The sequence below is a fragment of the Gemmatimonadota bacterium genome (genome assembly GCA_026387915.1).
Lineage (GTDB): Bacteria > Gemmatimonadota > Gemmatimonadetes > Gemmatimonadales > Gemmatimonadaceae > Fen-1231.
The window spans coordinates 251,273-274,663 of sequence record JAPLKS010000017.1 but is presented as its reverse complement, the minus strand read 5'-3'; the positions used below and the strand labels follow the sequence as shown (position 1 = coordinate 274,663).

The 23,391-nt window shown below is 63.7% G+C and carries 17 protein-coding genes; 9 read left to right on the top strand and 8 right to left on the bottom strand.

Translation table 11 applies throughout. The annotated features are described in order from the left end of the window. Positions 1-145 precede the first annotated feature (145 nt). Together NTZ43_10985 and NTZ43_10980 are read left to right on the top strand one after the other, a co-directional pair. A complete protein-coding gene (locus NTZ43_10985) occupies positions 146-2,122 on the top strand; it encodes a serine hydrolase (GenBank protein MCX5767735.1) in 1,977 nt (658 codons plus the stop codon). A gap of 123 nt (positions 2,123-2,245) precedes the next feature. Beyond that, on the top strand, positions 2,246-3,406 hold the full coding sequence (locus NTZ43_10980) for an acyl-CoA dehydrogenase (GenBank protein MCX5767734.1): 1,161 nt from the start codon (positions 2,246-2,248) through the stop codon (positions 3,404-3,406). A gap of 7 nt (positions 3,407-3,413) precedes the next feature. Here NTZ43_10980 and NTZ43_10975 read toward each other — a convergent pair whose 3' ends face one another. The 5 genes from NTZ43_10975 to NTZ43_10955 form a co-directional block, all read right to left on the bottom strand. Continuing rightward, positions 3,414-4,919: a hypothetical protein gene (locus tag NTZ43_10975; protein MCX5767733.1), complete on the bottom strand. Its 1,506-nt coding sequence runs from the start codon at positions 4,917-4,919 to the stop codon at positions 3,414-3,416. Further along, positions 4,919-5,374: a hypothetical protein gene (locus tag NTZ43_10970; GenBank protein MCX5767732.1), complete on the bottom strand. Its 456-nt coding sequence runs from the start codon at positions 5,372-5,374 to the stop codon at positions 4,919-4,921. The genes NTZ43_10975 and NTZ43_10970 overlap by 1 nt, the downstream gene beginning before the upstream one ends. Positions 5,375-5,630: 256 nt before the next feature. Beyond that, positions 5,631-6,233: a hypothetical protein gene (locus tag NTZ43_10965; protein MCX5767731.1), complete on the bottom strand. Its 603-nt coding sequence runs from the start codon at positions 6,231-6,233 to the stop codon at positions 5,631-5,633. Between the two features lie 17 nt (positions 6,234-6,250). Further along, complete coding sequence (locus tag NTZ43_10960) at positions 6,251-7,366, bottom strand: EAL domain-containing protein (GenBank protein ID MCX5767730.1); 1,116 nt, start codon at positions 7,364-7,366, stop codon at positions 6,251-6,253. 189 nt (positions 7,367-7,555) lie between these two features. Then, positions 7,556-10,387 carry a M14 family metallopeptidase gene (locus NTZ43_10955; GenBank protein ID MCX5767729.1) on the bottom strand — a complete coding sequence of 944 codons (2,832 nt, stop codon included), beginning with the start codon at positions 10,385-10,387 and terminating at the stop codon, positions 7,556-7,558. 148 nt (positions 10,388-10,535) lie between these two features. Here NTZ43_10955 and NTZ43_10950 point away from each other — a divergent pair, with 148 nt between their 5' ends. After that, positions 10,536-12,029 (top strand): Xaa-Pro aminopeptidase, encoded by a 1,494-nt coding sequence (locus tag NTZ43_10950; protein MCX5767728.1) that lies wholly within the window; start codon positions 10,536-10,538, stop codon positions 12,027-12,029. 72 nt (positions 12,030-12,101) lie between these two features. On the opposite strand, the gene NTZ43_10945 is transcribed toward NTZ43_10950, so the two are convergent. Continuing rightward, positions 12,102-13,919 (bottom strand): PDZ domain-containing protein, encoded by a 1,818-nt coding sequence (locus NTZ43_10945; GenBank protein MCX5767727.1) that lies wholly within the window; start codon positions 13,917-13,919, stop codon positions 12,102-12,104. Between the two features lie 97 nt (positions 13,920-14,016). Between NTZ43_10945 and NTZ43_10940 the strand changes: the two genes are divergently transcribed. Both NTZ43_10940 and NTZ43_10935 read left to right on the top strand, forming a co-directional pair. Next, entirely contained in the window at positions 14,017-16,146 is a 2,130-nt protein-coding gene (locus tag NTZ43_10940) for an oligopeptide transporter, OPT family (GenBank protein ID MCX5767726.1), read from the top strand. After that, positions 16,143-16,676 (top strand): hypothetical protein, encoded by a 534-nt coding sequence (locus tag NTZ43_10935; protein MCX5767725.1) that lies wholly within the window; start codon positions 16,143-16,145, stop codon positions 16,674-16,676. Before NTZ43_10940 ends, NTZ43_10935 begins: the two co-directional genes overlap by 4 nt. Before the next feature lie 30 nt (positions 16,677-16,706). Here the strand turns inward: NTZ43_10935 and NTZ43_10930 are convergent, their stop codons facing one another. Continuing rightward, complete coding sequence (locus tag NTZ43_10930; GenBank protein ID MCX5767724.1) at positions 16,707-17,582, bottom strand: glycerophosphodiester phosphodiesterase; 876 nt, start codon at positions 17,580-17,582, stop codon at positions 16,707-16,709. 158 nt (positions 17,583-17,740) lie between these two features. On the opposite strand from NTZ43_10930, the gene NTZ43_10925 reads away from it, so the two are divergent. From NTZ43_10925 to NTZ43_10915, 3 genes are read left to right on the top strand one after another with little or no spacing between them, the layout of a single operon-like run. Then, the gene (locus NTZ43_10925; GenBank protein ID MCX5767723.1) at positions 17,741-19,408 is read left to right on the top strand and encodes an amidohydrolase; all 1,668 of its coding nucleotides are present in this window, start codon (positions 17,741-17,743) and stop codon (positions 19,406-19,408) included. After that, positions 19,408-19,785, top strand: a complete 378-nt coding sequence (locus tag NTZ43_10920; protein MCX5767722.1) for a hypothetical protein — start codon at positions 19,408-19,410, stop codon at positions 19,783-19,785. Before NTZ43_10925 ends, NTZ43_10920 begins: the two co-directional genes overlap by 1 nt. Position 19,786: 1 nt before the next feature. Then, positions 19,787-20,854 (top strand): M42 family metallopeptidase, encoded by a 1,068-nt coding sequence (locus tag NTZ43_10915; GenBank protein ID MCX5767721.1) that lies wholly within the window; start codon positions 19,787-19,789, stop codon positions 20,852-20,854. Positions 20,855-20,878: 24 nt separating this feature from the next. Here the strand turns inward: NTZ43_10915 and NTZ43_10910 are convergent, their stop codons facing one another. Beyond that, complete coding sequence (locus tag NTZ43_10910) at positions 20,879-22,333, bottom strand: HEAT repeat domain-containing protein (GenBank protein ID MCX5767720.1); 1,455 nt, start codon at positions 22,331-22,333, stop codon at positions 20,879-20,881. Positions 22,334-22,466: 133 nt separating this feature from the next. On the opposite strand from NTZ43_10910, the gene NTZ43_10905 reads away from it, so the two are divergent. Further along, a complete protein-coding gene (locus tag NTZ43_10905) occupies positions 22,467-23,375 on the top strand; it encodes a histone deacetylase (protein MCX5767719.1) in 909 nt (302 codons plus the stop codon). Positions 23,376-23,391 lie beyond the last annotated feature (16 nt).

Sequence of the window (23,391 nt, the reverse complement as noted above, 5' to 3'; positions counted from 1 at the left end):
CGTCCCAACCGCTGGCCCGTTGACCGCAACCCAGTGCTGCGGGTAGCCGGCGCGTGCCTCGGCGGTGTCCGTTCTGGCGCTCCTAGCCTTGGTATGCGTAGATTTTGTTTGTATACAAGTCTGCATACCAACCTTGGAGGCTGACGTGACGTTGCCGATACTGTTCGCACTGTGGGCCGGATCCGTGTCGGCCACCCCGCTCCCGCCGCAGGCACCGGTGGCCGCGAAAGCCGCTCAGGTTGCGGCTGCTCCGGCGAAGGCAGCATCGAAGGCGTCCGCGCCGGTCGCCGCCGCGCACGCGCGCGGACCGGTGGATAAAGCCGAAGTCGAAGCGTTCGTCGACGGCCTCCTCGGCGCCTACATGCGCGACAAGCACATTGCCGGCATCACGCTGTCGGTGGTGCGCGACGGCCGCGTGTTGCTCGCCAAGGGCTATGGTTTCGCCGACGTCGCCAAGCGCAAACCGGTGGACCCCGACAAAACGCTCTTCCGTATTGGCTCCATCTCCAAGCTCTTCACCTGGACTGCCGTGATGCAGCTCAATGAGATCGGGAAACTCGACCTCAATAAAGACATCAACGAGTATCTCGACTTCAAGATTCCGGCGACCTATCCACAGCCGATCACGCTCACCGACGTGATGACGCACACACCCGGACTCGAAGAGGACGGGCGCGATCTCTTTAGTTTCGACCCAGCACACATCACCCCGATGTCCAAGTGGCTCCCCGCGCACATGCCGGCGCGCGTACGGCCGCCGGCCACCTTCGCGTCGTATTCAAACTGGGCCACCGCCACGGCCGGCTACATCGTCGAACGACAGGGCGGCGAAAAGAGCTGGGACGAATACCTCGAAAAGCACATCTACGAACCGCTGGGCATGACGCATACCACTGGGCGCCAACCGCTGCCCGCGCAATTCGCCGACGACATGTCGGTGGGCTACGAGTACAAAAACGGTGAGTTCGTGCCGCAGAAGTTCGAGATCATCACCGGCGCGGCGCCGGCCGGCTCGATTGGCGCGTCGGCCACTGACATGGCGCGCTTCATGATCACGCACCTCAACAACGGCGTGCTCGGCAGCGTGCGCATTCTCGGTGAGAAACAATCCGAGTTCATGCACACGCGCGTCCGCGGACACGATCCGCGTATTCCCGGCTTTGCCTACGGCTTCTATGAGCAGTCGAGCCACGGCATGCGGCTTATTGGGCATGGCGGCGACACACAGTACTTCCACTCCGATCTCGCCCTGATTCCAGACGACAAAGTTGGCGTGTTCATCTCCACGAACACCGACAAGGGCAGTGCGATCAGTTTTGAACCGTTCCTCACGGCATTTCTGGATCACTACTATCCTGAATCGTATCCCGTGATCACGCCGAGCGCCGCGGCCAAGCAGACCGCCAAGCGCTTTGAAGGCGAGTATGTGTTCAACCGGATGAGCTACTCCACGTATCAGAAAGTGGCGACCCTCTTCGGCAGCATCCCCGTCAAGGCAATGGACGACGGTTCCTTGTTGGTGGAATCGCCACTCGGCTCGATGCGCCTCGTGTCGGTGGACTCCCTGCTCTTCCGCGACGTGAACAACGGCTCGCTCGTGGCGTTCCGGGCCGATGCGCAGGGAAACATCACCCACGGCTTTCTCGCCATGCTGCCGATGATGGTGATGGAAAAAATGTCACCGCTCTCGGCGCCGTCGCTGCATCGCATCATCCTGATTGGCGGACTGCTGCTATTCCTCGGCATCGTGGTCACCACGGTCGTCCGGTTCTTCTTGCGGAAGACCCCGGGGCGTATCGCCGCACCGGCGCTGGTGGTTGGCGGTCGCCGCAGTATGACGTGGGCGGGACTCGTGCTTGGTGTGTTCGTGGCGATGGTCGTCGGAATCGCGTCAGACCCGAGCATCATGACGGGTGATACGCCAACCTCCCTCAAAGTCGCCTTGGCCTTCCCGGTGATCAGCTGTCTGTTGGTGATTTGGGCGGCGTGGCTGGCGGTCGCCCAGTGGCGCGCCTCGGAAGGCACCATCTGGATGCGGCTCCGCCACAGCGGCGCGGTGGCGATTGCGGTGATCTTCTTCTGGTCGCTCAACATGTGGAACTTGCTCGGCTGGCGTATGTAGCGGTTACCCACCGACCAGCGACGGGGCAGTCCGCCCGTCGCTGGTCGGTGTTCGCCACGGCGGGAGGTGGCTAAGTTCCAGAGTGCACCGTAGGCACTCCACGTTCCGCCAGGTTTTCCGACCATGTCCTCCGAACATTCCGCGCAGCCCCTGACGCAGCTCTCTGAGGACGAATCCGCCTTCCGCGACGCGGTCGCCGAATTTGCGCGTGGTGAAGTGCAGCCGCGTGTCGCCGAGATGGAGCGCAACGCCAAACTCGACCCCACGCTCATTCCGAAGTATTTCGAACTTGGGTTGATGGGAATTCAGGTTCCTGAGGAGTACGGCGGCGCGGGCGGCAACTTGATGATGGTGACGATTGCCGTCGAAGAAATCAGCAAAATTGATGCGGCCGCGGCGATCATGGTGGATGTGCAGAACACGCTCGTGTTTTATCCGCTGCTCACCTACGCCACGGACGCGCAGAAGGCCAAATATCTTCCGCAGCTCACGAGCAGCGTGGTGGGCGCCTACGCGCTCTCCGAGGCCGATTCGGGTTCTGATGCCTTCGCGCTCTCCACGCGCGCCGAGTTGCGTGACGGAACCTGGTATCTCACGGGGCGGAAACTGTGGATTACCAACGGTGCCGAAGCTGGCATTTTCATTGTGTTCGCCACAACCGATCCGGCCAAGGGCTACAAGGGAATCACGGCGTTCATCGTGGAGCGCGGCTTCGATGGTTTTAGTGTCGGCAAAAAGGAAGACAAACTCGGCATTCGCGCGTCGAGCACCTGTGAGTTGATTCTCGATAACGTCCCGGTGCCGGCGGCAAACGTGCTCGGTCCCGTTGGGCAGGGCTACAAAGTGGCCATCGAGACACTCAACGAAGGGCGCATTGGCATTGGCGCGCAAATGATCGGCAACGCGCAGGGCGCACTTGATGCGACGGTCGCGTATGTAAAGGAGCGCAAACAGTTCGGCCGTGCGCTGCGCGAATTTCAGGGTATTCAGTTCCAGCTCGCGCAGGTGGCCACCGAACTTGAGGCGGCGCGCTTGATGGTGTACAACGCCACGCGGCTCAAGGATGCCGGTCAGGATGTGGCCGTAGTGGGCGCGATGGCCAAGCTGTTCGCGAGTCAGGTGTGTGAGCGGGTGACATCACTCGCCGTAGAACTGTTCGGCGGCGCTGGCTACACCAAAGACTACCCGGTGGAGAAGTTCTACCGCGACGCGAAGATTGGCGCGATTTACGAAGGCACGTCGAACATGCAGTTGCAGACCATCGCCAAGGCGCTGCTCAAGTAGTTCTGGGTTACGCGTCCATCACCAGCCGAATATCCGCGTCGATTTCGCTCGGCGCGTTCGCGCGCGTGAGGAGCGACACGGCAAAGAACACGAGCAATGACGCGACGAGCGAGAGCCCGGATACCGTCACACCCACCGGCAGCGAGTAGACGGTGAAGTAGCGCAGAGTCTCGCCGAGCAGGGTGACGACGAGGCCGGTGGCCATCGACGCAATGGCGCCGGCGCGGGTGGCGCCATCCCAGTTGAGTCCAATCGCCAGCGCTGGCACGATCGTCGAGGCAAAGAGCCCCCAACCGAAAATTCCAAGGAACGCGACGAGCGTTCCCGAGGCCTGCGCGACTGCGGCGGCGACCACCGTCAGCCCCACGGTGGTCAGGCGCCCCACAAACAATTCGTTCGTCACCGGCCGACCAAAGGCCTTGGGAAGGTCGTGCGTCAACGCGGCCGCGCCGACGCTGATGAACGAGTTGACCGTGGCCATGATCGCCGCGATCACGCCGGAGAAGACGAGCCCTGCCACCATCGACGGCGCGTAGTGCAGGAGAAAGGTCGGCGTGGCGTGATCGGCATTCGTGAGCGGGGGCAGTGCGCCCTGCACCACCAATGCTTTCACGGCCAATCCCACTCCGATGTACAGCAACACGATCGCCGCGAGCGCGATGGTCATCAGCACGGGATACCACTTGAGCTGCCGCGGGTCGCGCAACATGTAGAACTTGTGAATCACATGCGGCTGCCCGAGCGAGCCCATACTGAACACAAAGAAATAGGAGATCGCGGCCATCGGCCCAATGGTGCCCCAAGGGCCGAGGTAGGTGGCGTCGGCTGCCATAATGGTGTGCGAAATATGGCCAAGCCCGCCGCCGCTCTTCATCGCGAATCCAAATACGACGAGCGACGCGGCGGCCATCACCGATCCTTGAAAGACGTCGGTGTAAATCCCTGCCAGAATTCCGCCCGCCACCGAGTACGCAAGAATAATTGCGGCGCCCATCCAAATACCGGCGCCGAGTCCGGTAGAGAAGATCGCATCAATCACGAGGCCGAGCGCGAGCAGATTGGTGGCCATGTAGCCGACGACGGCAATGAGAATGGCCACCGCACTCAGCCCCTGCGCCGCTCTCGAACGATACCGCGCGCCAATGGCGTCGGGCACAGTCATCAGTCCGCGCACTTCACCGAGGAGGCGCATCTTCTTGGCCAGCACCCAGGCGCCGAGGGAGTTGGTGAGTGCGCCCGGGAGAATGATCATCACGGCGCCGATGCCAATCGTGTAGACGAGCCCTGGCCCGCCGATAAATGCGAACCCGGAGAGCGTTGCCGCCGTTTTGGCGATGGCGAGCGTAAAGAGTCCCACCCCAGCGCCCGCGACAAAGAAATCACTCGCATTGCGCATACGGCGCGTGGCCCACACCGCGATCGCCGCCACCACCACGAAATACGCCACGGCCACGCTGACAATCGTCGGCTGCGCAAGCGCTGGCAGTGCGGCCTGCAGGAGCAACGGTGGCATCAGACGCGCTCCTCGTGCGACTGGGCGCGGTGCGCCGCTCGGACGCGGGCCAGGTCGTCATCGCTGAGTGTGGATGCGTCGAACGTCAGCGCGTAGGCAAAGGGGAGGATGAACATCGGCACCACACCTACGCCGTACAGGAGTATCGCGGTCCGCACCGGAAATCCGAGCAGCAACGGTGCCGCCGCGCCTTCATTGGCCGGCATCGCCAACGCGGCGCCAAACGATGCGGCGCACAACACAAAGACAGTGAGGAATGTCCATCGGAGCGCAGGCGCGAGCGTGCCGCGTCGCGAGGCGCCGAGCGCCATGAGTGACATGACCGCGCCATTTGCGCCCATCGCGAGACACCACGGGGCCCACACGGGCGTGAGGGTAGCAACGATCACGCCGGCATAGCCGACGCCCGCCAGCGCACACGACGCCACGACGCAACCGAGCAGCATTCGTTTCAAGTGGCGTCCGTGGCCAGAAGGTCTCTAGAGCAGGCGCGCTCAATGCAGGAGCGCGCGGCGTCACCGGGAACGACCACCGGATTGGCGGCCGAAAGATCGCGCGCCTGAAGTGTAGCTTCTGCGCCTCGTTGGTGCGGAGTGCCAAGGGACGGCGGCTCGGACAGTTTCCGCGCGCCTTTCATATCGGCGACAGCGAAAACAAAAAAGCCGCGCCCCACCCGACGCGGCCCTCTTGCCAAGCACCTACGCTGGCCGGCTAGCGCCGGTGATGCCCGCCACCGCCACCACCACCGCCACCACCACCGCGACGCGGCGGCGGATAGTACGGCATGCGGCTATGACCGCCAAACAAGGGGAAGCCAAAGTTGAGGCTTACCCGCGGCCGGTAATAGTCGTAGTAGTCGTACGGCCGCACGTACACCACGCGGCGAGGTTCGACATACACCGGTTCCATCACGACCGTCTGCTCAACAACCGTTTGCTGAGCCGCCGTGCCGGCTGGGTCGAGATGACGTACCGTCACCGTTCCGGCCGCCGCCGCGCACGAGCGATCACCCTTGTGTTCCGACGCCACCAGCTTGCCCTGAACGAACAGCTGCACGTCGTTGTTGGTGGCCGACTCGAGCTCGACCAGCTCATTCGGCTGCACAGTCACCTTGCCACGCTCGTTCGTTCCGGCAACGACATACTCCACCGTGACGGCCGCGGCTCCTTCGTTACGCAGCGCGAACTTGGAGTCGCACTGATACCCGAAGGCCAGCTGTACTTTTGCCGCCTGCTGGGCGGCGAGGGGCGCGCTCACGAAGGCGAGCGCGATGGCACCAATGGCGTGCCGTGAGGTGTGAGACAGGTTCATCATGGTGATTCCTCCTTGTCTCAGGATACCCCGGCCCGCGAAAAAGGAGCCATCCGTCCGACGGCACCCGTGGCGACGCTCGGCCGCGCAATGCCAAAACCCTGCGCATACGTGGCGCCGTGCGCCTGCACCCAGGCCAGTTCCTCCGGCACCTCCACCCCCTCAGCGATCGTCTCGACACCGAGGGCGGCTGCGATCTCAATGATCTTCTGGGCGATAAGGGCTTTGTACGGATCGAGGTGGACGCCGCGAATGAGGTCCATGTCGAGTTTGACGAAATCTGGGCGCAGTTGATGGAGCACGTTGAGCGACGAGTAACCGGCGCCGACGTCGTCGAGCGCCACGCGGAACCCCGCGTCACGATAGAACCGGAGGAGGCCGCGCATATGGTGGAGTTCGTGCGACTGGTCGCTCTCTACAATTTCAAACACAATGCGCTCGTGCGGAATCTTGGCCGCATCGATCATCTCCACCGTCCGCTCCAGACTTGAGAACGGATCGTCGATGGCACTGGGCGTCAGATTCACAAAGAGCGTCTCGTCCATTTTGTCGGCCACCATACGGTCGATGGCCGACTTGCGCGCCGCGAGGTCGAGTTGCAGCAGCATGCCACAGCCGCGAGCCACGTCAAACATGTAGTTCGGATAGACGATCACATCGTCGCGGCCGATACCGCGCAGCAACGCCTCGCGCGCAAAGACGCGCTCAGGCTCCTTCGCGTAGACGATCGGCTGGAGCACCGACGTGAACCGTTCTTCCGACAGCATCTCGCCCAGCCACGTGGACTGACTGACCAACGAGAACTGCGTGTAGGATTGCACTTTCGGAATATCCGCCGTGGTCAGTTCACCGCCGGCTGGCTTGTAGAGGACGCGCAACTCGTCCGACTCGCTGTGCGTGAGCATCCGTCGCATGGGAATCACGAGATCGCGCATCGGCTGCCATTCGAGCTCCACAATCACGCACGGCCCGTCAGCGATCGTGTGCTCAATCCCACTGTCGTGCAGGAAGGCGACGAGTTTGGCCTGCGTCTGCGGAGCGGGCAGCCAGAGAAACAAGCGCCCGAGCGGCGCATAGGTGCCACCAGAATCACGCGCGGCGCGATGGCGAGCGGAGGAACGTCGGGTGGGGGGCATCGCGCGGTGCTACTCCAGTGCGGGGACGAACGAAGATTACGCACAAAATCTATGATGCGCGGTGGGCTACGTCACAGTAACCGACGGGCGGGATGCGCAGTGCGCTACGTCGCATATAACCAACGGGCGGCCCGTGACTGGGCCGCCCGTTGGTTTGCACACACGTGAATAGAAATTGAACTCTGTCAACTACGGCACGATGCGCGGGGCCGGTGGTGGACCCGTGATCGCGTTGAAGAGCAGTTTGAACGTGCCGTGCGGCTGCGCACGGAAGGTGATCTCTGGGCCAAACATATAGACGTAGCCCTGACCGTACGTGCCCTCGGCCATCGCGACACCCTGATCCAAATAGTTCTGGCCCCACGCCCACCCCGAGCGGAGTGGCGTGGCCGACTCAAACCACGCGACCGGCTTCAGCCCCTTGGCTGCGGCATCGGGTCCAAGGCGGAACACTGGGCTGTTGTCATAGAACACGATGCCGCGCGCATCCTGACCGCGCGCCACAGCGGACGTGGTATCGTACGCCACTTCGAGCAACGACCCCGGTACGTAGAATTTTTCGCTCGGCAGCGCCGTCCCCACCGTACCCGTCGGGGTGCGTTCCACGAGATGGCTCGTGATCGGGAAGCCAAACTGCTGACCAATGTTGATCGACGACGGCCCAATGGCGACGATGCGCCCGCCCTGCTGCACGAACTCCTTCAGCTTGGGTATGGTGCGATCCGCGCTCACGCTGCCCTGCCACGCCTGAAACTCGGCGGGGACTGTTTCAGCTGCCGCGGCACCGCCGCGACCGGCGCCACCACCACCACGACCGCCGCGACCGGCGCCCGTCCCTGGAATCGCAGATTCCGGGAAGATGATGACATCAAACTTCGCCCGCAGATTCCCGGCGTCGAGTTCCTGCGGATAGACCACCTTGTAGGGCAGTTCGTACTGCTCAAGCAGCCAACGGATGTGCCCGCTCGGCATCGAACCGCCAAAGCGATCCCAGAGGCCAATCCGGGCGGGGGGCGTTTTGTCGCTGCTCGCCGAGAGGTCGCTCGTCGATGCGAACTCCACACCGATATCCTTGGCCGACTTCTGCACCACCGGCGTGCTCTTGGCGTTGGCTGGCACATACCAGCTCCCCGCCGCGTAGGACTTGCCGTTAACGGTCGTGGCGCGGTTGAGACGATAGACGTCGGCGCCAGCTTCCCAGAGACGCGCGACGACATGGAACCCATCGTTCTGCTTGGGGCTCATCACCCAGCCAGCGCCGCCAGCTGCGACCGTGGTCGGATCCGGCTTGATGCGGTCGGCAAGCGGGTCCAGCAGTTTGAACGGTCCATCAAAGGCCTCGAGCACGCGATCAAACTTTACGCCCATCTGCATCGCCAAGGTCCAGCCGGCGTTGTCGTACGGGCGACTCGGCGGGGCACCCGGATACGGGAAGTCGTTCGGGTGATCCTGCGGCTCGAACATATCCAATACGTGCGCGCGGAACGCCTGACTGCTCTTCACCACGTACGAGCCCGCGGGATAGTTCTTGCCGTTGACGGTGAATGTCGCCGTCGCGCGGTGAATGAGGATGCCGGCTTTCTGCAACGCGACGAGGAACTTTTGCGCGGTCAGAAAATCGGACTGGTTCGCCGGAATGATATACCCGCGCGAAGAACGATTTTCCTTTTTCCGGAAATTCTCTTCGTACTGCTCTTTGGTGCCGCCACCGCCACGACCAAAGTCGGCATTGGCCATCGCATCGAGCGGGGCGCCACCGCGGCCACCGCGGCCGGCACCCATCTTGGCCTGAGCCTCGGCCAGAATCTTGGGCGTGACAATCCAGTCATCGCTGTTGCCGCGCGCGATTTCATCGCGGCCCATGCGGTAGATATTCCAGAGCACCGTCTCGCGGTACCGCGAGGCGTAGTCGAGGATCGCCTTGTTCGACGTCACCGAATAGTCGATGGACTGACGGAAGTGCCACTCCTGCAGCGGCGCGAGCGGATACGGCATGTCGGCAAAGCGAAGCTGCCGTTCGGGGAGGAACGGAATGTTCATCGGCGTGGGATTGCCGATGGTCTCCGTGAGAATGCCGATCATGTTGTGGAAGTAGGCCATCGTGCGGAGCCCGCCGTTCCACCACGTGGAGTACGAAGACAGCGAGCGCGACACGACGCCCGGCTTGTGCTCCGCTTCCATGCGCGCGTGAATCGCGGCGCCCACCACATCGATGCCCGTAATGATCGATTCGTGGAAGTTGTAGCTCGCCGGATCACGGAACGGCGGTGCGAACATCACGGTGCCCGTGGGGCCGGTCTGGTGATGGTTGTACATGATCTGCGGGAACCAGGTCAGGTACATCCACTTGTTCATGTTGGTGCTTTCGTTCTGGTTCGCAATATAGAAATCGCGATTGTCGTCGTGCCCGATGTACTTCTGGTACAGGCGCGGGATGTTCATGTTGCGTTTGAGCGGATCCTTCTCCTGCATATACCAGTCGGCGACGAGCTGCATGCCGTCCGGATTCGCGTGGACAAAAACGATGATCACATCCTTGAGGATGCGCATCGTTTCTTCATCACTCCGCGACAGGAACTGCCAGTTCGTCTCGATGAGCTGGTTCGCGCCGAGGACCTCGGTCGCGTGCAAGCCGCCATCGATCCACACCACAGCCTTCCCTTCCTTCGCGAAGGCCTTGGCCTCGGCTTCGCTGATGTCCGCATAGGCGAGCCGCTTCGCGATGTTTTTGTAGTGCGCGAGCTTCGCCATGTTCTCCGGACTCGACACAATCATCGAGAGCTGCGGACGCCCTTCGGCGGTCATCCCGATCGTGTCGAGATGCGCACGAGGCGATTCCTTGGCGATCTTCTGCCAATAGGCTTGGAACTGCGTGTAATTCGGGAGCCAGTAGTCGTCGCCGATATCGTGCCCGAAGAATTCCTTCGGAGACGTGACGTGACCCTGGGCGACGAGCGGCGTCGCGAACAGCGTCAGCACGACAGCAGACGCGGCCAGGCGGCGGAACGTGGAAAGTCGCATGGGAACCGGGGATTGGGTGGAAGACTGCTCTAATGTTGTGCTACGGACGTCTGGGAGCCAACGTTGAGGGGTTACATTGGGGAGAAATATATGCCCCCCGGCGTCGGCGCCCCGCGCCGGACCGTGCACTCCCATCCCTGAGGATTCCGTGAAGCTGCTGCGTCTTTTGCCGCTCGTCGCCTCGCTGGCCGCGGCCGCCCCGCTCGCCGCCCAGATTGCGCCTGCCGAATACGCCACACGCCGTGCGGCGCTGGCCGCCAGCCTGCCGACCGACGGCGTCCTCCTCGTGATCGGCGCGCCGGAACCCAAGGAAAACTTCCAAAATTTCTGGCAGACCGAAAACTTTCGGTACCTCACCGGTTTTCTCGAGCCCAGCGGAGCCCTGATCATCGTACGCAAGGGCGACAAAACCGAGCAGTTCCTCTTTGTCGAGCCGCGCGACCCCGCCCGCGAGGTATGGACCGGCGAACGACTGGGACTCGAAGGGGTCAAGCCCAAAACCGGAATGGAAGGGCGTGAGAGCAGCACGCTCCGCGGGGTACTCGACTCCCTGCTTTCCGCAGGGAGTGCGCTGTACGCCGTGGGTGATTTCTCCGCCGGCGGCGGCGCCGATGTCCCCGGCTCGCTCAAGCCGCGCACGATGGACGATCAGTTCCTCGACGCGCTCAAAGCGCGCCACAAAGACGTGAAGGTCGCCGATGTCGCGGCCAACGTGATGCGGCTCCGCGCCAAGAAATCGCCCGCGGAGCTCGCGCTGATTCGCACCGCGGCCAAAGTGAGCGCGGCCGCGCATCGCGAGGTGCTCCACGCCGTCGCACCTGGAATGGCCGAGTTCGAGATCCAGGCGCTCGCCGAGTACACGTTCCGTCGCAATGGCGCAGACGGACCGTCGTATGGATCGATTGTTGGATCCGGCCCCAACTCCACGACGCTGCACTACAACAAGGACGACCGCTTTATGAATGCGGGCGAAGTCGTCAACATGGATATGGCGGCGTACTATGCCGGCTACTCGGCCGACATCACGCGTACGGTGCCGGTGAACGGCAAGTTCTCGCCCGAGCAGCGCGACGTGTACACGGTTGTGTACAACGCGCAGGCCGCCGCCGAGCGACAGGTGAAGGTCGGGAATTATTTTCGCCTAGCCAATGATTCCGCAGTGGCGGTGCTGAAGAACGGGCTCGCCGCGCTGGGATTGATTGAGTCCGCGAACGCCACGTACGAGTGTGGCAGCGATGGGCGCGCGCGCAGTTGTCCGCAGTACACGCTGTACTACATGCATGGCCTCGGGCATCCGATCGGTCTCGATGTGCACGATGTTGACGTGTATACCAGCGGCCCCCTCGTCGAAGGAAGCGCCTTCACGATTGAGCCTGGCCTGTACGTGCGCGCGAACACCGTGGACATCATCTCGAATGATCCCAAGAACGCGGCGTTGAAGGCCAAGATCACGCCGGCCGTGAAGAAGTACGCGAATGTCGGCGTGCGGATCGAGGACGATTACATCGTCACGGCCAAGGGCTTTGACCGCCTCACCGCCGACGCACCGCGAGAGATGGACGAGATTGAGCGCGAGATGGCCAAGAAGACAGGGGTCTCGCCGCGGGATGCGAAGCAGGTGGAGGCGTACAAGAAGCCGTAGAACTGCCGATGTTCAGTCGTGGCTTGTTTACGGTTAACCGTGAACGGTAAACAAGCCACGACTGAACACAGTTTACTTTTTCGCGGCCGTCGTCTCGCCCTTCAATATCCCTTCTCGTATCCGCCTCGCCTTCTCAGAGGCCGCCGGATCTGCTTCTAGCCGCTGCTCGATCAGCACGGCGAGCTTCACTTTCACCGTGAGCTGCATCGGCCGCCGGTTGCGCACGATCCCAACCGCGAGCGACGCCCCTTCCTGCTTCGCGAACTTCACGCGCCACGCCTGCCACGCCGGATCGTTGGTGGAGACACCGTCTACGGACGCGAGAATGTCGCCGGGCTGAATGCCAGCGCTCGCCGCGACACTCGTGGGGTCCACCACCATCACACGCAGTCCAGCGGAGTCACTTTGCAGGCTGACGCCGAGCCGCGGTTCGCGCGTAGTGTCGCTCCGCACATACCAACCGGCTTTGGCCAGCCAGGCCTTCCACGGGTATGGCTCGCGGCCGTCGATGTACCTGGCGGCAAAGTCGTTGAACTTCATCCCCTTGGCCGCACGCGAGACGGCGTTCCACCAATCATCGCCCGTAAAGCCGCGACCGTTCTTGAAGTTTGCGTGATAGAGATCGCGCATCACGTCGTCGAGTCCGGCGGCGTTATTGCTGGCATCGCGAATTAAAATGTCGAGCGCGAGGCCGGCCAACGATCCTTTGTCGTAATAAATGTCGGCGGTCCCGTCGCTCATATGCAGCCACGTTTGCAACGAGGCGTCCTCGAGCGAAACGGGATCGAGCTGCGTCACATGATCCATCTTCCGCTGGGTGGTGCCAAGGAATCCCTGCGCGTTGATCACGCCCCCGCGCACCAGCGAGAGATCGGCATAGTAGTCCGTGATGCCCTCGCTCACCCAGAGCCAACCGGTGGGCTGCGCCGCGTCGTAGCGGTAGGGCCAGAGGTCGAGGGGACGCAGCCGCTTCACATTGAACGCGTGAAAAATTTCGTGCGCATACACCGATGGCACAAAATCTTCGTCGAGCATGTCCGCGCCGATCACCGCGACATTCGAGTTTTCATGTTCGAGCGCGCTCATGCCGCCGACCATAGAATCGGCAATCTGCATCAGGTCATAGCGCGTCCACGGGTGATCGCCGATGGCCGCCGTCTGCTTTGGGACGACCCGCGCCATTTGATCAAAGAGCCGCGCTTTTCGTTCAGCGCTCATCGTGCCTGCGGGATACGCCGACAACCGGAACCAGATCCCGTCCACGATCGCGCTGTCGAGGTCGAAGCGCCCCACGAAGAATGGATGGTCCACCAACTCGTGGTACGTGGTGGCTTTCCAACTCGCGCGCGAGGCCGACGGTAGTCCCGTGACCACACGCCACGCCGGTTCGGTTTGCACCGTCACGATGGAGGCAAACTCCGCTGGGCGCCCCTCCGGATACAAAAAGACGTTCGTCCCGTTGAAAAATGCGAATTCGTCGCGCGCCCAACTCCCAGCGTTGTCGAGCGTGTCGGCCTTCACGCGAAAACTCACCCGCACTTCGCCGGCGGCATCCGGGATGACGCGCCAGGTGTCGGGGTCGGCTTTATCCCACGTAAGCAGCTTGGCGCCCTCCACCGCGCTGAACTTCGAGACGTTCCGCGCAAAATTGCTCACCTCGTACGCACCCGGCGTCCACACGGGCAGCGAGAGCAATACCGGCTCGTGTCCGGAAACGGTAAACCGCATCGACACGTCCAGCATGCGGTCCACACCGTTCGCGGCCTTGAAGGTGACCGAATATTGCACATCAGTAATCGGCGCGGACCGCTGCGGCGCGCGCGTTTGCGCCCCAACCGCCGAAGCGGTGAGGCTCGCCAGTCCTGCGGCCATCCAACGACGAACTCGCATTGCGATCTACCTCATGGTGATGGACTGACCCCTGCCCCGCCAGCCACTGCCACCAGTATAACCTGACAAGTCGCGCCCGACGCCCCATATTCTTCGTATGCGCTCACCTAACGATCCCTACATCCCCGCGTCGCAGTCGCTCACCGAGCTGACCGTCGGCGCCATCGTCCTCGGTTCGCTCCTCGGCCTCGTCTTTGCCGCGTCGAGCGTCTACCTCGCCCTCAAGGTCGGCTTGACCGTCAGCGCCTCGATTCCAATCGCGGTGCTCTCGATCACGATCTTCCGCGCGTTGTCGCGCTCCACCGAGCCGCGCATCCTGCGCAACAACATGGTGCAGACCACGGGCTCAGCCGGCGAGTCCATCGCGGCTGGCACGGTCTTCACACTCCCCGCACTCTTGCTCCTCGGCTATGAACTGCCGTGGGCCAAGGTCGCGGCGATTGCGGTGGTCGGAGGCATTCTCGGCGTGCTGCTGATGGTGCCCCTGCGCCGGTCGCTCATCGTCAAGGAGCACGCGGCACTCAAGTATCCCGAGGGCACCGCGTGCGCCGAAGTCCTGATCGTCGGCGAAGAGCGCGGCGTGCAGGCCAAGACCGTGTTCCTCGGCTTCGGCCTCGGCGCGTTGTACAAACTGCTCAATGGCGGCATGCACCTGTGGGCCGAAGTGCCCGCCAAGATTTTCCAGCGCGTCACCAGCGCGGCCAAGCCGGAGCTGATCGGCGAGATTCGCGCCGAAGTCAGTCCGGAGCTGACCGGTGTCGGCTACATCATTGGACCGCGCATCTCCGGACTGCTCTTTGGCGGCGGGTTGTTGTCGTTCTTTGTGCTCATTCCAGCGATCAAACTGTTTGGCGCTGGGCTGACGAACGCGATCTTCCCAGCCACCAAACTCATCGCCGACATGTCGCCGATGGAAGTGCGCGCGAACTACGTCTATTACATCGGCGCCGGCGCGGTGACTGCGGCCGGCCTGATGTCGCTCGGCCGTGCGATGCCGATGATTCTCGCCGCAATGAAGGCCGGCTTCTCGATCGGCGGCGGCGGCGACAATACCGTGCGCACCGAACGTGAACTCTCTATGAAAGTCGTGGCGATCGGCGTGCTGGCGTGCGTTGCTGCGATTGTGTTCTTGCCGCAGATCCGCATGCCACTCGTTGGCGCGGTGCTCGCGGTCGCCTTCGCATTCCTGTTTGTATCGGTGTCGAGCCGCATCACCGGACAGATCGGCGCTTCGGCGAATCCGATTTCTGGTATGACCGTTGCCACCGTACTCCTGACCGCGCTGCTCTTTCTCGCGGTTGGCTGGAAGGGCATTGAACATCGCGTGCTCGCGCTCTCGATTGGCGGCGTGGTCTGCATCGCGGCCGCCGTGGCGGGCGCCACGTCGCAAGATCTCAAGACCGGCTTCCTGGTGGGTGCCACGCCGAAGAGTCAGCAGATTGGCCTGATCTTTGGCGTGACGACGTCCGCGCTGGTCATCGGCGGCATGATCTCATTCTTGAATACCGCCAAGACGACGTATGTCATCCGCAACTATCCTGGGGTCGCGATGTCGTACGTCGAACCCACCGAGCGCATTTCGCTCGACGGCGTAGCGTACAAGGTTGGGCGTCTCGACGAACGTACCGGCGACGCGCCGGCCGGCCGTTACCTGCTCGACGATGCGGGCGCCGTGAAGTTCCTCGTGGATCCGGGCATCGGCGGCCGCGAGGCCACCGACTACAAGGGGCACACGGTCGACAAACTCGACTCGCCCAAGTCCCAGATCATGGCACTCGTCGTGGACGGCATTCTCACGCAAAAGCTGCCGTGGGGGCTCATTCTTATTGGCGCCTTTATTGCCATTGCGATGGAGATCTTTGGACTCCCGTCGTTGGCCGTATGCGTCGGCGTGTACCTCCCCATCTCGACCTCGGCCACGATGTTCATGGGTGGCGTCGTCCGCTGGCTGATTGATCGTGCCGCCATCAAGCGCGGCGAAACGTCCGAGAGCGAAGACAGCGGCCCGGGCGTACTCTTCTCCTCCGGCCTCATCGCTGGTGGCGCCATTCTCGGCGTGGCGATCGCCGCGCTCCAGGCGTTGCAACTCGACGGCGCGATCAACGCCGAGAAGTGGTTTGGTCCGGGTGTGACGGCGATCACAGAAAATCCGATCGTAGCAATGGCAGCTTACGTGCTATTGCTCGCCGTCCCCCTGTACCGCATCGCACGCCGCCCCCCCGTATGACCAGTCTCGGATCACTCTCGAGTCGCCTTCGGCCTGCGCAACCGCGCCGGCTGAACATCGTGTTGCGCGACTCGATCGTAATTGAGGGGCACATCCACATTGGCGAGGACCAGTCGCTGGTCCAGTACTTCAACTCGCGGCGCGGCGGGTGGATGAACGTCACCCGCGCGCGGCGCACGCGCACCGACGATGCGCCGGGTCACATCATCGTGCAGTCCGAGCACGTGGTGATGGCGTCGGCACCCGATGGTGGCGTTATGGTGACGAGCGCGCCCGGCGCGGAGGAGCGCCCAGTAGAAGTCGTGCTGGTGGGAGGTCACACTATTCGCGGCCACCTGCCTGCCGGCCCGCAGCAACGCCTCTCCGACGTGATCGCCGCCTACGGAAAGTTCATAGGCCTCACGCGCGCGACGCTCGCCGACGGTCGCGCGCTCGGTGACTTGGCGCTCAACGCTGGTGCGATTGCCTTGCTACGCGACCTGCGCGACGCGGCACCGATCGACGAAGGACTGTCCGGGCCGGAACTCTAGCGCGTTCGGCGGCGCCATACCCGCCGCTGGTTATCGCGTGCAGCGCGGCGTCATGGGCGCCGGCGCGCCAGGGGCGAGCGCGCGCAGACGGTCGGCGAAATTCGTGAACAGTCCGTCTACGCCGAGTGCGAGAAGTCGGCGCATGTCGCGCTCGTCGTCCACGGTGTAGGGATGTATCGCCAGACAGTGCGCGTGCGCCGACGCCACAAAGGCGCTGTCCACCAGTTTGCGGTCGGGACCCACGCCGTCGGCGTAGCGGGCAATCTCGGTGAATGCGGAATCGAGGGCCGCGCGCGGAATCGGCTCACTCAGCAACTGCACCAGCGGCAGCGTGGGCGCGAGTTCATGCACGAGTCGCAAACTGCGCTGGCTGAACGACTGCACCACCACCTGCCCACGCGGCGCCTCGCCCGGCATCAGTCGGTACTGACGCACCAGGCCAAGGAGTCGCCGCTCCATCCCGGGCGCGTCTTCGGGGTTTTTGGTTTCGATGTAGTAGTTCGCCCGTGCGCCGTACCGCTGAAACAACTCCTCGAGGGTCGGAATGCGTGCATCGGCAAATGCGGGAGTGGCGAGCGTCGGCTGCCGCTCGTTGAACCACTGGCCAGCGCTGCAGCGCCGTAGCTGCGCAAGGGTGTGGTCGATGACGCGCCCCGTGCAGTCGGCCGCATCGCCGCGCGCGGTGCGATTGAGCGTCGGATCGTGGAGCACGACGAGCACGGAATCGCTCGTCATCTGCAAATCCTGCTCGATATAATCGGCGCCCATCGCTATCGCGCGGTCGTACGACGCGAACGTATGCTCGGGATTCGTACCCGAAGCTCCCCGGTGGGCGATGACGACGGGGCGGGCACTGAAAGCGAGCAACGCCGCGGCCAACCAGAGCGGTAGGAGTGCAAAGGGCATAACGGACGATATTCGCTCCGGTCTGGCCACGCTACGGGTGCCACGCGAATCCGCGTCACAAACGCGCCACAAGCGCGCCACGGCTGGACGGACGTTCGCGCGAGGGCGAACTTCATAGGGTTGCTCGTCCCGTCCGGCTCCTTCCACCCGTGCTGAACATGCGTCGCATTCTCGCGTTTCTTGTGGCCGCCGCTCCGCTCGTCGCGCAGCAGAAACCAACGGCCGATCTCATCGTCACCAATGCGCGCGTCTACACCGTGGACGACGCCCATCCCCTGGCCGATGCCATTGCCGTGCGAGGCGGCCGCGTGCTGTTCGTAGGCGACACCCGTGGCGCGCTCGCGCTTCGCGGACCGCAAACGCGCGTCATCGATCTCGACGGTCGCACCGTCATCCCGGGCATGGTGGATGCGCACGGGCATGTGTCCGGACTCGGCTCCGCCCTCGCGATCGTCGACCTCACAGGCGCCTCGAGTTACGACGAGATCATCGCGCGCGTTGTTGCCAAGGCCAAGAGCGCGCAGCCCGGCCAGTGGATCACAGGACGCGGCTGGGACCAGAACCGCTGGGGCGACACGCGCTTTCCGACGCACGACAAACTCACCGCGGCGGTGCCGAACAATCCGGTGCTGCTCCAGCGCGTAGACGGTCACGCCTACCTCGCGAACAAAAAGGCGATGGACGCCGCGCAGCTGAGCGCCGCCACCAAGGATCCTTCGGGCGGGCACATGGAGCGTGACGCGAACGGCGCGCCGGCGGGCGTGTTCGTGGACAATGCGATGGGGCTCGTGACGCGCGTGCTCCCGCGCACGACACGCGACGACGAAAAAAAGCAGATTCTCGCCGCCATCGCTGAGGCCCAGCGCTGGGGACTCACCGGCGTGCACGATGCGGGGTCGAGCGCTCAGGTGCTCGACATTTACGAAGAGCTCGGCAAAGCTGGGCAAATGAATTTCCGCATGTACGCCATGATTAGCGGCGGACGTGAAGAATCCGCCGTCGTCGACCAATGGCTCGCCCGCGGCCCGCAGAGCGGATTGTACGACGGCACGCTCTGGGTGCGCAGTATCAAGCTCTACGCCGACGGTGCACTCGGCTCGCGCGGCGCGGCGCTGCTCGACCCCTACACCGACGATCCGCACAACAACGGACTGCTCGTCTCGCCGCCGGCGTTTATTCAGGAAATCGCCATCAAGGCGCTCAAGGCCGGCTTTCAGGTGAACACGCACGCCATCGGCGACCGCGGTAATCGCGTGTCGCTCGACGCGTACGAAGCGGCGCTCAAAGCAGTGCCCGTGGCAGATCATCGCTTCCGCGTTGAGCACGCGCAGATTTTGAACTTTGCCGACATCACGCGCTTCGCCAAGCTGGGTGTCATTCCGTCAATGCAGGCGAGTCACCAAACCAGCGATATGTACTGGGCTGGCACGCGACTCGGCGTGTCGCGTCTGCCGGGCGCCTATGCATGGCGTTCGCTAATCGACGCTGGCGTGGTCGTCCCCAACGGCAGTGATTTTCCGGTGGAGCAGGTGAATCCGATTATCTCGTTTCACGCGTCCATTTCCCGACAGGACGCGGAAAATTGGCCCGCCGGTGGATGGTATCCCGAACAACGCATGACGCGCGACGAAGCGCTGCGCTCCATGACGATCTGGCCGGCCTACTCTGCGTTCCAAGAAAAAGAACTGGGCTCGCTCTCACCCGGAAAATACGCCGATTTTGTGGTCCTCGATCAAGACATCATGCGCGTGCCGGCGGAACTCGTGTTGAAGACGCGCGTGCTCAGCACCTGGGTCGGCGGCAAAGTCGTGTACGAGCACAAGTAGTGGCTGCACCAAAGCGGGCCCTGTTCCTGATTCGCACGGCGATGATCACCGGCGTGCTCGCTATGGCAGTCGCGGTGATCGTGACGCGCCGTCAGGGCGCCGTCACCGCTGCCACCGACCGCGCCGACACGCTTCGGATGATGGCATCCGTGGCCGCGCTGATTGCTGGCATTGCACTTATTGCCATGCGGACTCGGCTCTCGGCCGTCGCACCGTCACGCGATAGCACCATGCGCATCATTGCGTGGGCGAGCGGTGAGTTTGCCGCCATCTTCGGACTCGTGGCCGTGCTCCTCACCGGCGCCGACGCGGCCGCGGCGCCCGGGCTCACCGTGTTCGCGCTTTCACTTGTTCTCTTCCCCGTACCGCGCGACTGATATGCTCAAACCCGACGCCGTTGCCCTGCTCAAGCGCCTTCTCGACACGCCCGGCCCATCGGGATTCGAGTCGGCCCCTGCGCGCGTTTGGCGCGAGGAAGCCCGCACCTTCGCCGAGGTCACGGGCGACGTACACGGCAACTCGATTGCCGTCGTGAACCCAGGCGGGTCACCCACGGTAATGCTCGCGGGCCATATCGACGAGATTGGCGTGATCGTCACGTGGATCGACGACGACGGGTTTGTATACATCGGTCCAATCGGCGGTTGGGACCCGCAGGTGCTCGTGGGCCAGCGCCTTCGATTTGCCGGACGCGACGGTGACGTGCTCGGGGTGGTCGGAAAGAAACCGATTCACCTTATGAAAACAGAGGACCGCGAAAAAGCGTCGAAGATCACGGACCTCTGGGTGGACGTCGGCGCCAGCTCGCGTGCGCAAGCCGAAGCGATGCTCTCCATTGGTGACGCTGGCGTCATCGATTCGCGCGCGCTCGACTTTCCCAACGACCGTATTGTGTCGCGTTCCATCGACGATCGCATCGGTGCCTTCGTGGTGCTCGAAGCGCTGCGGCGCTACGCCGCTGATCCGGGCGATGCGCGCGTCGTGGCCGTCGCCACCACACAGGAAGAGATCGCGTACATGGGCGGCGGTGCCCTCGTGGCTGGCGCACGGGTGAACCCCGCGATGGCGATCGTCGTGGACGTCACCTTTGCCACCGATCACCCCTCGATGGAAAAGAAGGAACTCGGCGAGCACAAACTCGGCGGCGGGCCCGTGCTCACGCGCGGATCGGTGGTGTCGCCGGTCGCGTTTCGCATTCTGCGTGACACCGCCGAGTCACTGCGCATTCCGTACAGCCTCCACGCCGCCGGACGCGACACGAGCACGGACGCCGACGCAATCCATCTCGCGCGCGAGGGCGTGGCCACCGCGTTACTCTCGGTGCCGAACCGCTACATGCACTCACCCAATGAAATGGTGAGTCTCGTCGATCTCGATCGCGCGGCAACGCTGATTGCTGCCGCGTGCAAAGCAATCACGCCGGCGACGGATTTTACCGCGCGCTAACGCGCGACAGCGGACCGGCTGGGCTTACGCCGCAGACGGGCGCGGAGCAGCCAGCGCGAGTCGTGCGGCCTCCGCGACTTCTTTATCCCGGTCGCTCTGCAACGAACGGAGCGCATTGGTGGCGTTCGGCGTGCGCGCTTCGGCGAGCGCGTGCACGGCGGCCACCCGTAGCCCGGCATTCTTCTTGGTCTTGAACAAGCCACCGCCCGACTCCGTGGCTTTGATCAGCTTTTGCACCGAGTCCGGCGTCGCGATGCGACCCAGCGCCGCCAACAGCGCAAACTGCACCTCGAGCTGCTCTTCGTCGTCGATTGCCGCACTCAACAGCGTCGCGGAGCGCGTACTCTTGCGCGCTACGAGCGCGGCAATCGCTGCCAATCGCACGCTGGGTGAGGCGTCGGCAAGCGCGCGCGCCATGGCGTCGAACACGAACGCCGTTTCCGCGCGCGCCAGCGTACGCACCGCCGCGCGTCGCACGCGTTCGTCGGCATGATTGAGCAACTCGGCCACCGCACGCTCGCTCTGTGCCGCGCCGAGATCACCGAGCAGCAGCACGGCGTGGCGCGCCATAAACCACCGAGGGTCGCTCAGCATTTGCGTGAGCGCGCTGCGCACCCCGGGTAGCGACACCAGCGCGGCGCGATACAACTCGCGCTCGGCGTCTGCATGCGCGTTGATATACTGATCCACGAGGGCGTCGACGCCGTCCTGCCCAAACCGGTCGAGGATGTTTGCGGCCATCACGGCGTGCTCAGGATTCGTCGCCACGAGATTCGCGATCGGTCGCAGAAAATTCGGCTTGGTCAACCGACGCAGCGCCACGAGAAAGAACCGTCGCACTTCGATTTCGATCATCTGCGCTTCAATTTCCTGCAGCGCCGCGCACAGCAACGCTGCATCCACGACGCGCCCCTCACGGAACGCCGTCTCCGCCACAAACATCAGGTTGTCGAGCATCCCCGATGCCACCTGTGGGTCGGTCGCCTCCGCCAACTGCTGGAGTGTCGCGCGCTCCGGGGAATCCGGCGCAAACGCCGAGAGGGTCACGGTGGCAGGAGCGCGAGCCACCTCGACCGGCGCCGTCGCCGCCTCGCGCATCAGGCGCACCGTCGGCGCTTCAAACACCAGCAGCTGCCGCGCCGCCTCCGCCCCCACCCCATCGTTTCCGCTGCCCTCGGCCAGCAATCGCGCAATCGTCAGCAGGTCGGCAGCCACCGCGTGCTCAGCAATCTCGAGTTCCGCAATACCGTGTCGACCCAACCGGTCGATGAGTTCGCTGGCTCCGGAGAGCGCATTCGGGAGTTCCACGTCATTCACCATGAGCCGGCCGTCGGTCACCGACAAGCGCGCCGCCTTGTCCTTGGACACGGTCACCACGGCACGCAGCGCTGCCTTCTGCTCATCCACGGAGTCCGGCTCGTGGATCAACAGCCAGACGAGGCGAGCAAAATGACGGGCGAGAGTGAGTGCGTTTTCCATGCGTCTCGGAGGGCGATGCTGGTGCCACCTGCGGCACTCGCATAACATAAGCCGAATATCGGTTTCACACTACAGCGTCGCGCGCGCCGGCGACCGTCGCCAGCCTTCGCCACCACCAGCCCCCAGGGACGCCGTGCCGCTGCACGCTTGGTCGAGCGCCCGCCACACCGTTCCGCTTCCGGACGGGCATCGCTTTCCCATCGCCAAGTACCAGAAGCTTCGCGATGCGGTCATCGATGGCGGACTGGTGCCAGCAACCCACCTCCACGATCCCGCCCGCGTGTCGCGCGACGATCTGCTGCGCGTGCACAGCGCGGCGTGGGTCGACGCGGTCGAACAGGGCACCCTCGACGCCGCCGCTGTGCGCCTCGTCGGGTTCCCGTGGTCGCCGCTGCTCGTGGAACGCGCCTTCCGCGCCGTCGGGGGGACCTGCGAGGCCGCCGCTGCAGCCCTCGAACACGGCATCGCCGTGAATCTCGCCGGAGGCACCCATCACGCCTTCGCCTCGCACGGCGAGGGATTTTGCGTCTTCAACGATGTGGCGGTGGCCGCACGCCTGCTGCAAGCGCGGCCTGACGCACGCACGCACCGGGTGGCTATCATCGACCTCGACGTCCATCAGGGCAACGGCACGCACGCCATTTTTTCCGGCGACCCTGACGTGTTCACCTTCTCCATGCACGGTGGACGCAACTACCCATTTCGGAAAGTCCCCGGCTCGCTCGACGTCGAACTTCCGGATGGCGCTGGCGACGACGCGTACCTGACACTCCTCGCCGAGCATTTGCCGCGCGTGCTTGTGCACGCGAAGGCCGACGTCGTGTTCTACCTTGCCGGCGCGGACCCCCACGAGGGCGACGCGCTCGGCAGACTGGCCCTCACCTTCGACGGACTCCAGCGGCGCGACACCATGGTGCTGAGCGCCTGTCGTGAGATCGGACTCCCCGTGTGCGTCACCATCGCCGGCGGCTACGGTCGCAACATCGACGACACCGTGCGTGTGCATCTCAACACCGTACGCATTGCCGCGACATTCGCGTAATCGGTTAGGATTCGGC

Coding starts and splice junctions, on each gene's coding strand:
- NTZ43_10930 (MCX5767724.1), bottom strand. CDS start 17,582: ATGCCCTTTGCACTCCTACCGCTCTGGTTGGCCGCGGCGTTGCTCGCT.
- NTZ43_10925 (MCX5767723.1), top strand. CDS start 17,741: ATGCGTCGCATTCTCGCGTTTCTTGTGGCCGCCGCTCCGCTCGTCGCG.
- NTZ43_10940 (MCX5767726.1), top strand. CDS start 14,017: ATGCGCTCACCTAACGATCCCTACATCCCCGCGTCGCAGTCGCTCACC.
- NTZ43_10955 (MCX5767729.1), bottom strand. CDS start 10,387: ATGCGACTTTCCACGTTCCGCCGCCTGGCCGCGTCTGCTGTCGTGCTG.
- NTZ43_10915 (MCX5767721.1), top strand. CDS start 19,787: ATGCTCAAACCCGACGCCGTTGCCCTGCTCAAGCGCCTTCTCGACACG.
- NTZ43_10980 (MCX5767734.1), top strand. CDS start 2,246: ATGTCCTCCGAACATTCCGCGCAGCCCCTGACGCAGCTCTCTGAGGAC.
- NTZ43_10910 (MCX5767720.1), bottom strand. CDS start 22,333: ATGGAAAACGCACTCACTCTCGCCCGTCATTTTGCTCGCCTCGTCTGG.
- NTZ43_10965 (MCX5767731.1), bottom strand. CDS start 6,233: ATGATGAACCTGTCTCACACCTCACGGCACGCCATTGGTGCCATCGCG.
- NTZ43_10945 (MCX5767727.1), bottom strand. CDS start 13,919: ATGCGAGTTCGTCGTTGGATGGCCGCAGGACTGGCGAGCCTCACCGCT.
- NTZ43_10935 (MCX5767725.1), top strand. CDS start 16,143: ATGACCAGTCTCGGATCACTCTCGAGTCGCCTTCGGCCTGCGCAACCG.
- NTZ43_10960 (MCX5767730.1), bottom strand. CDS start 7,366: ATGCCCCCCACCCGACGTTCCTCCGCTCGCCATCGCGCCGCGCGTGAT.
- NTZ43_10975 (MCX5767733.1), bottom strand. CDS start 4,919: ATGCCACCGTTGCTCCTGCAGGCCGCACTGCCAGCGCTTGCGCAGCCG.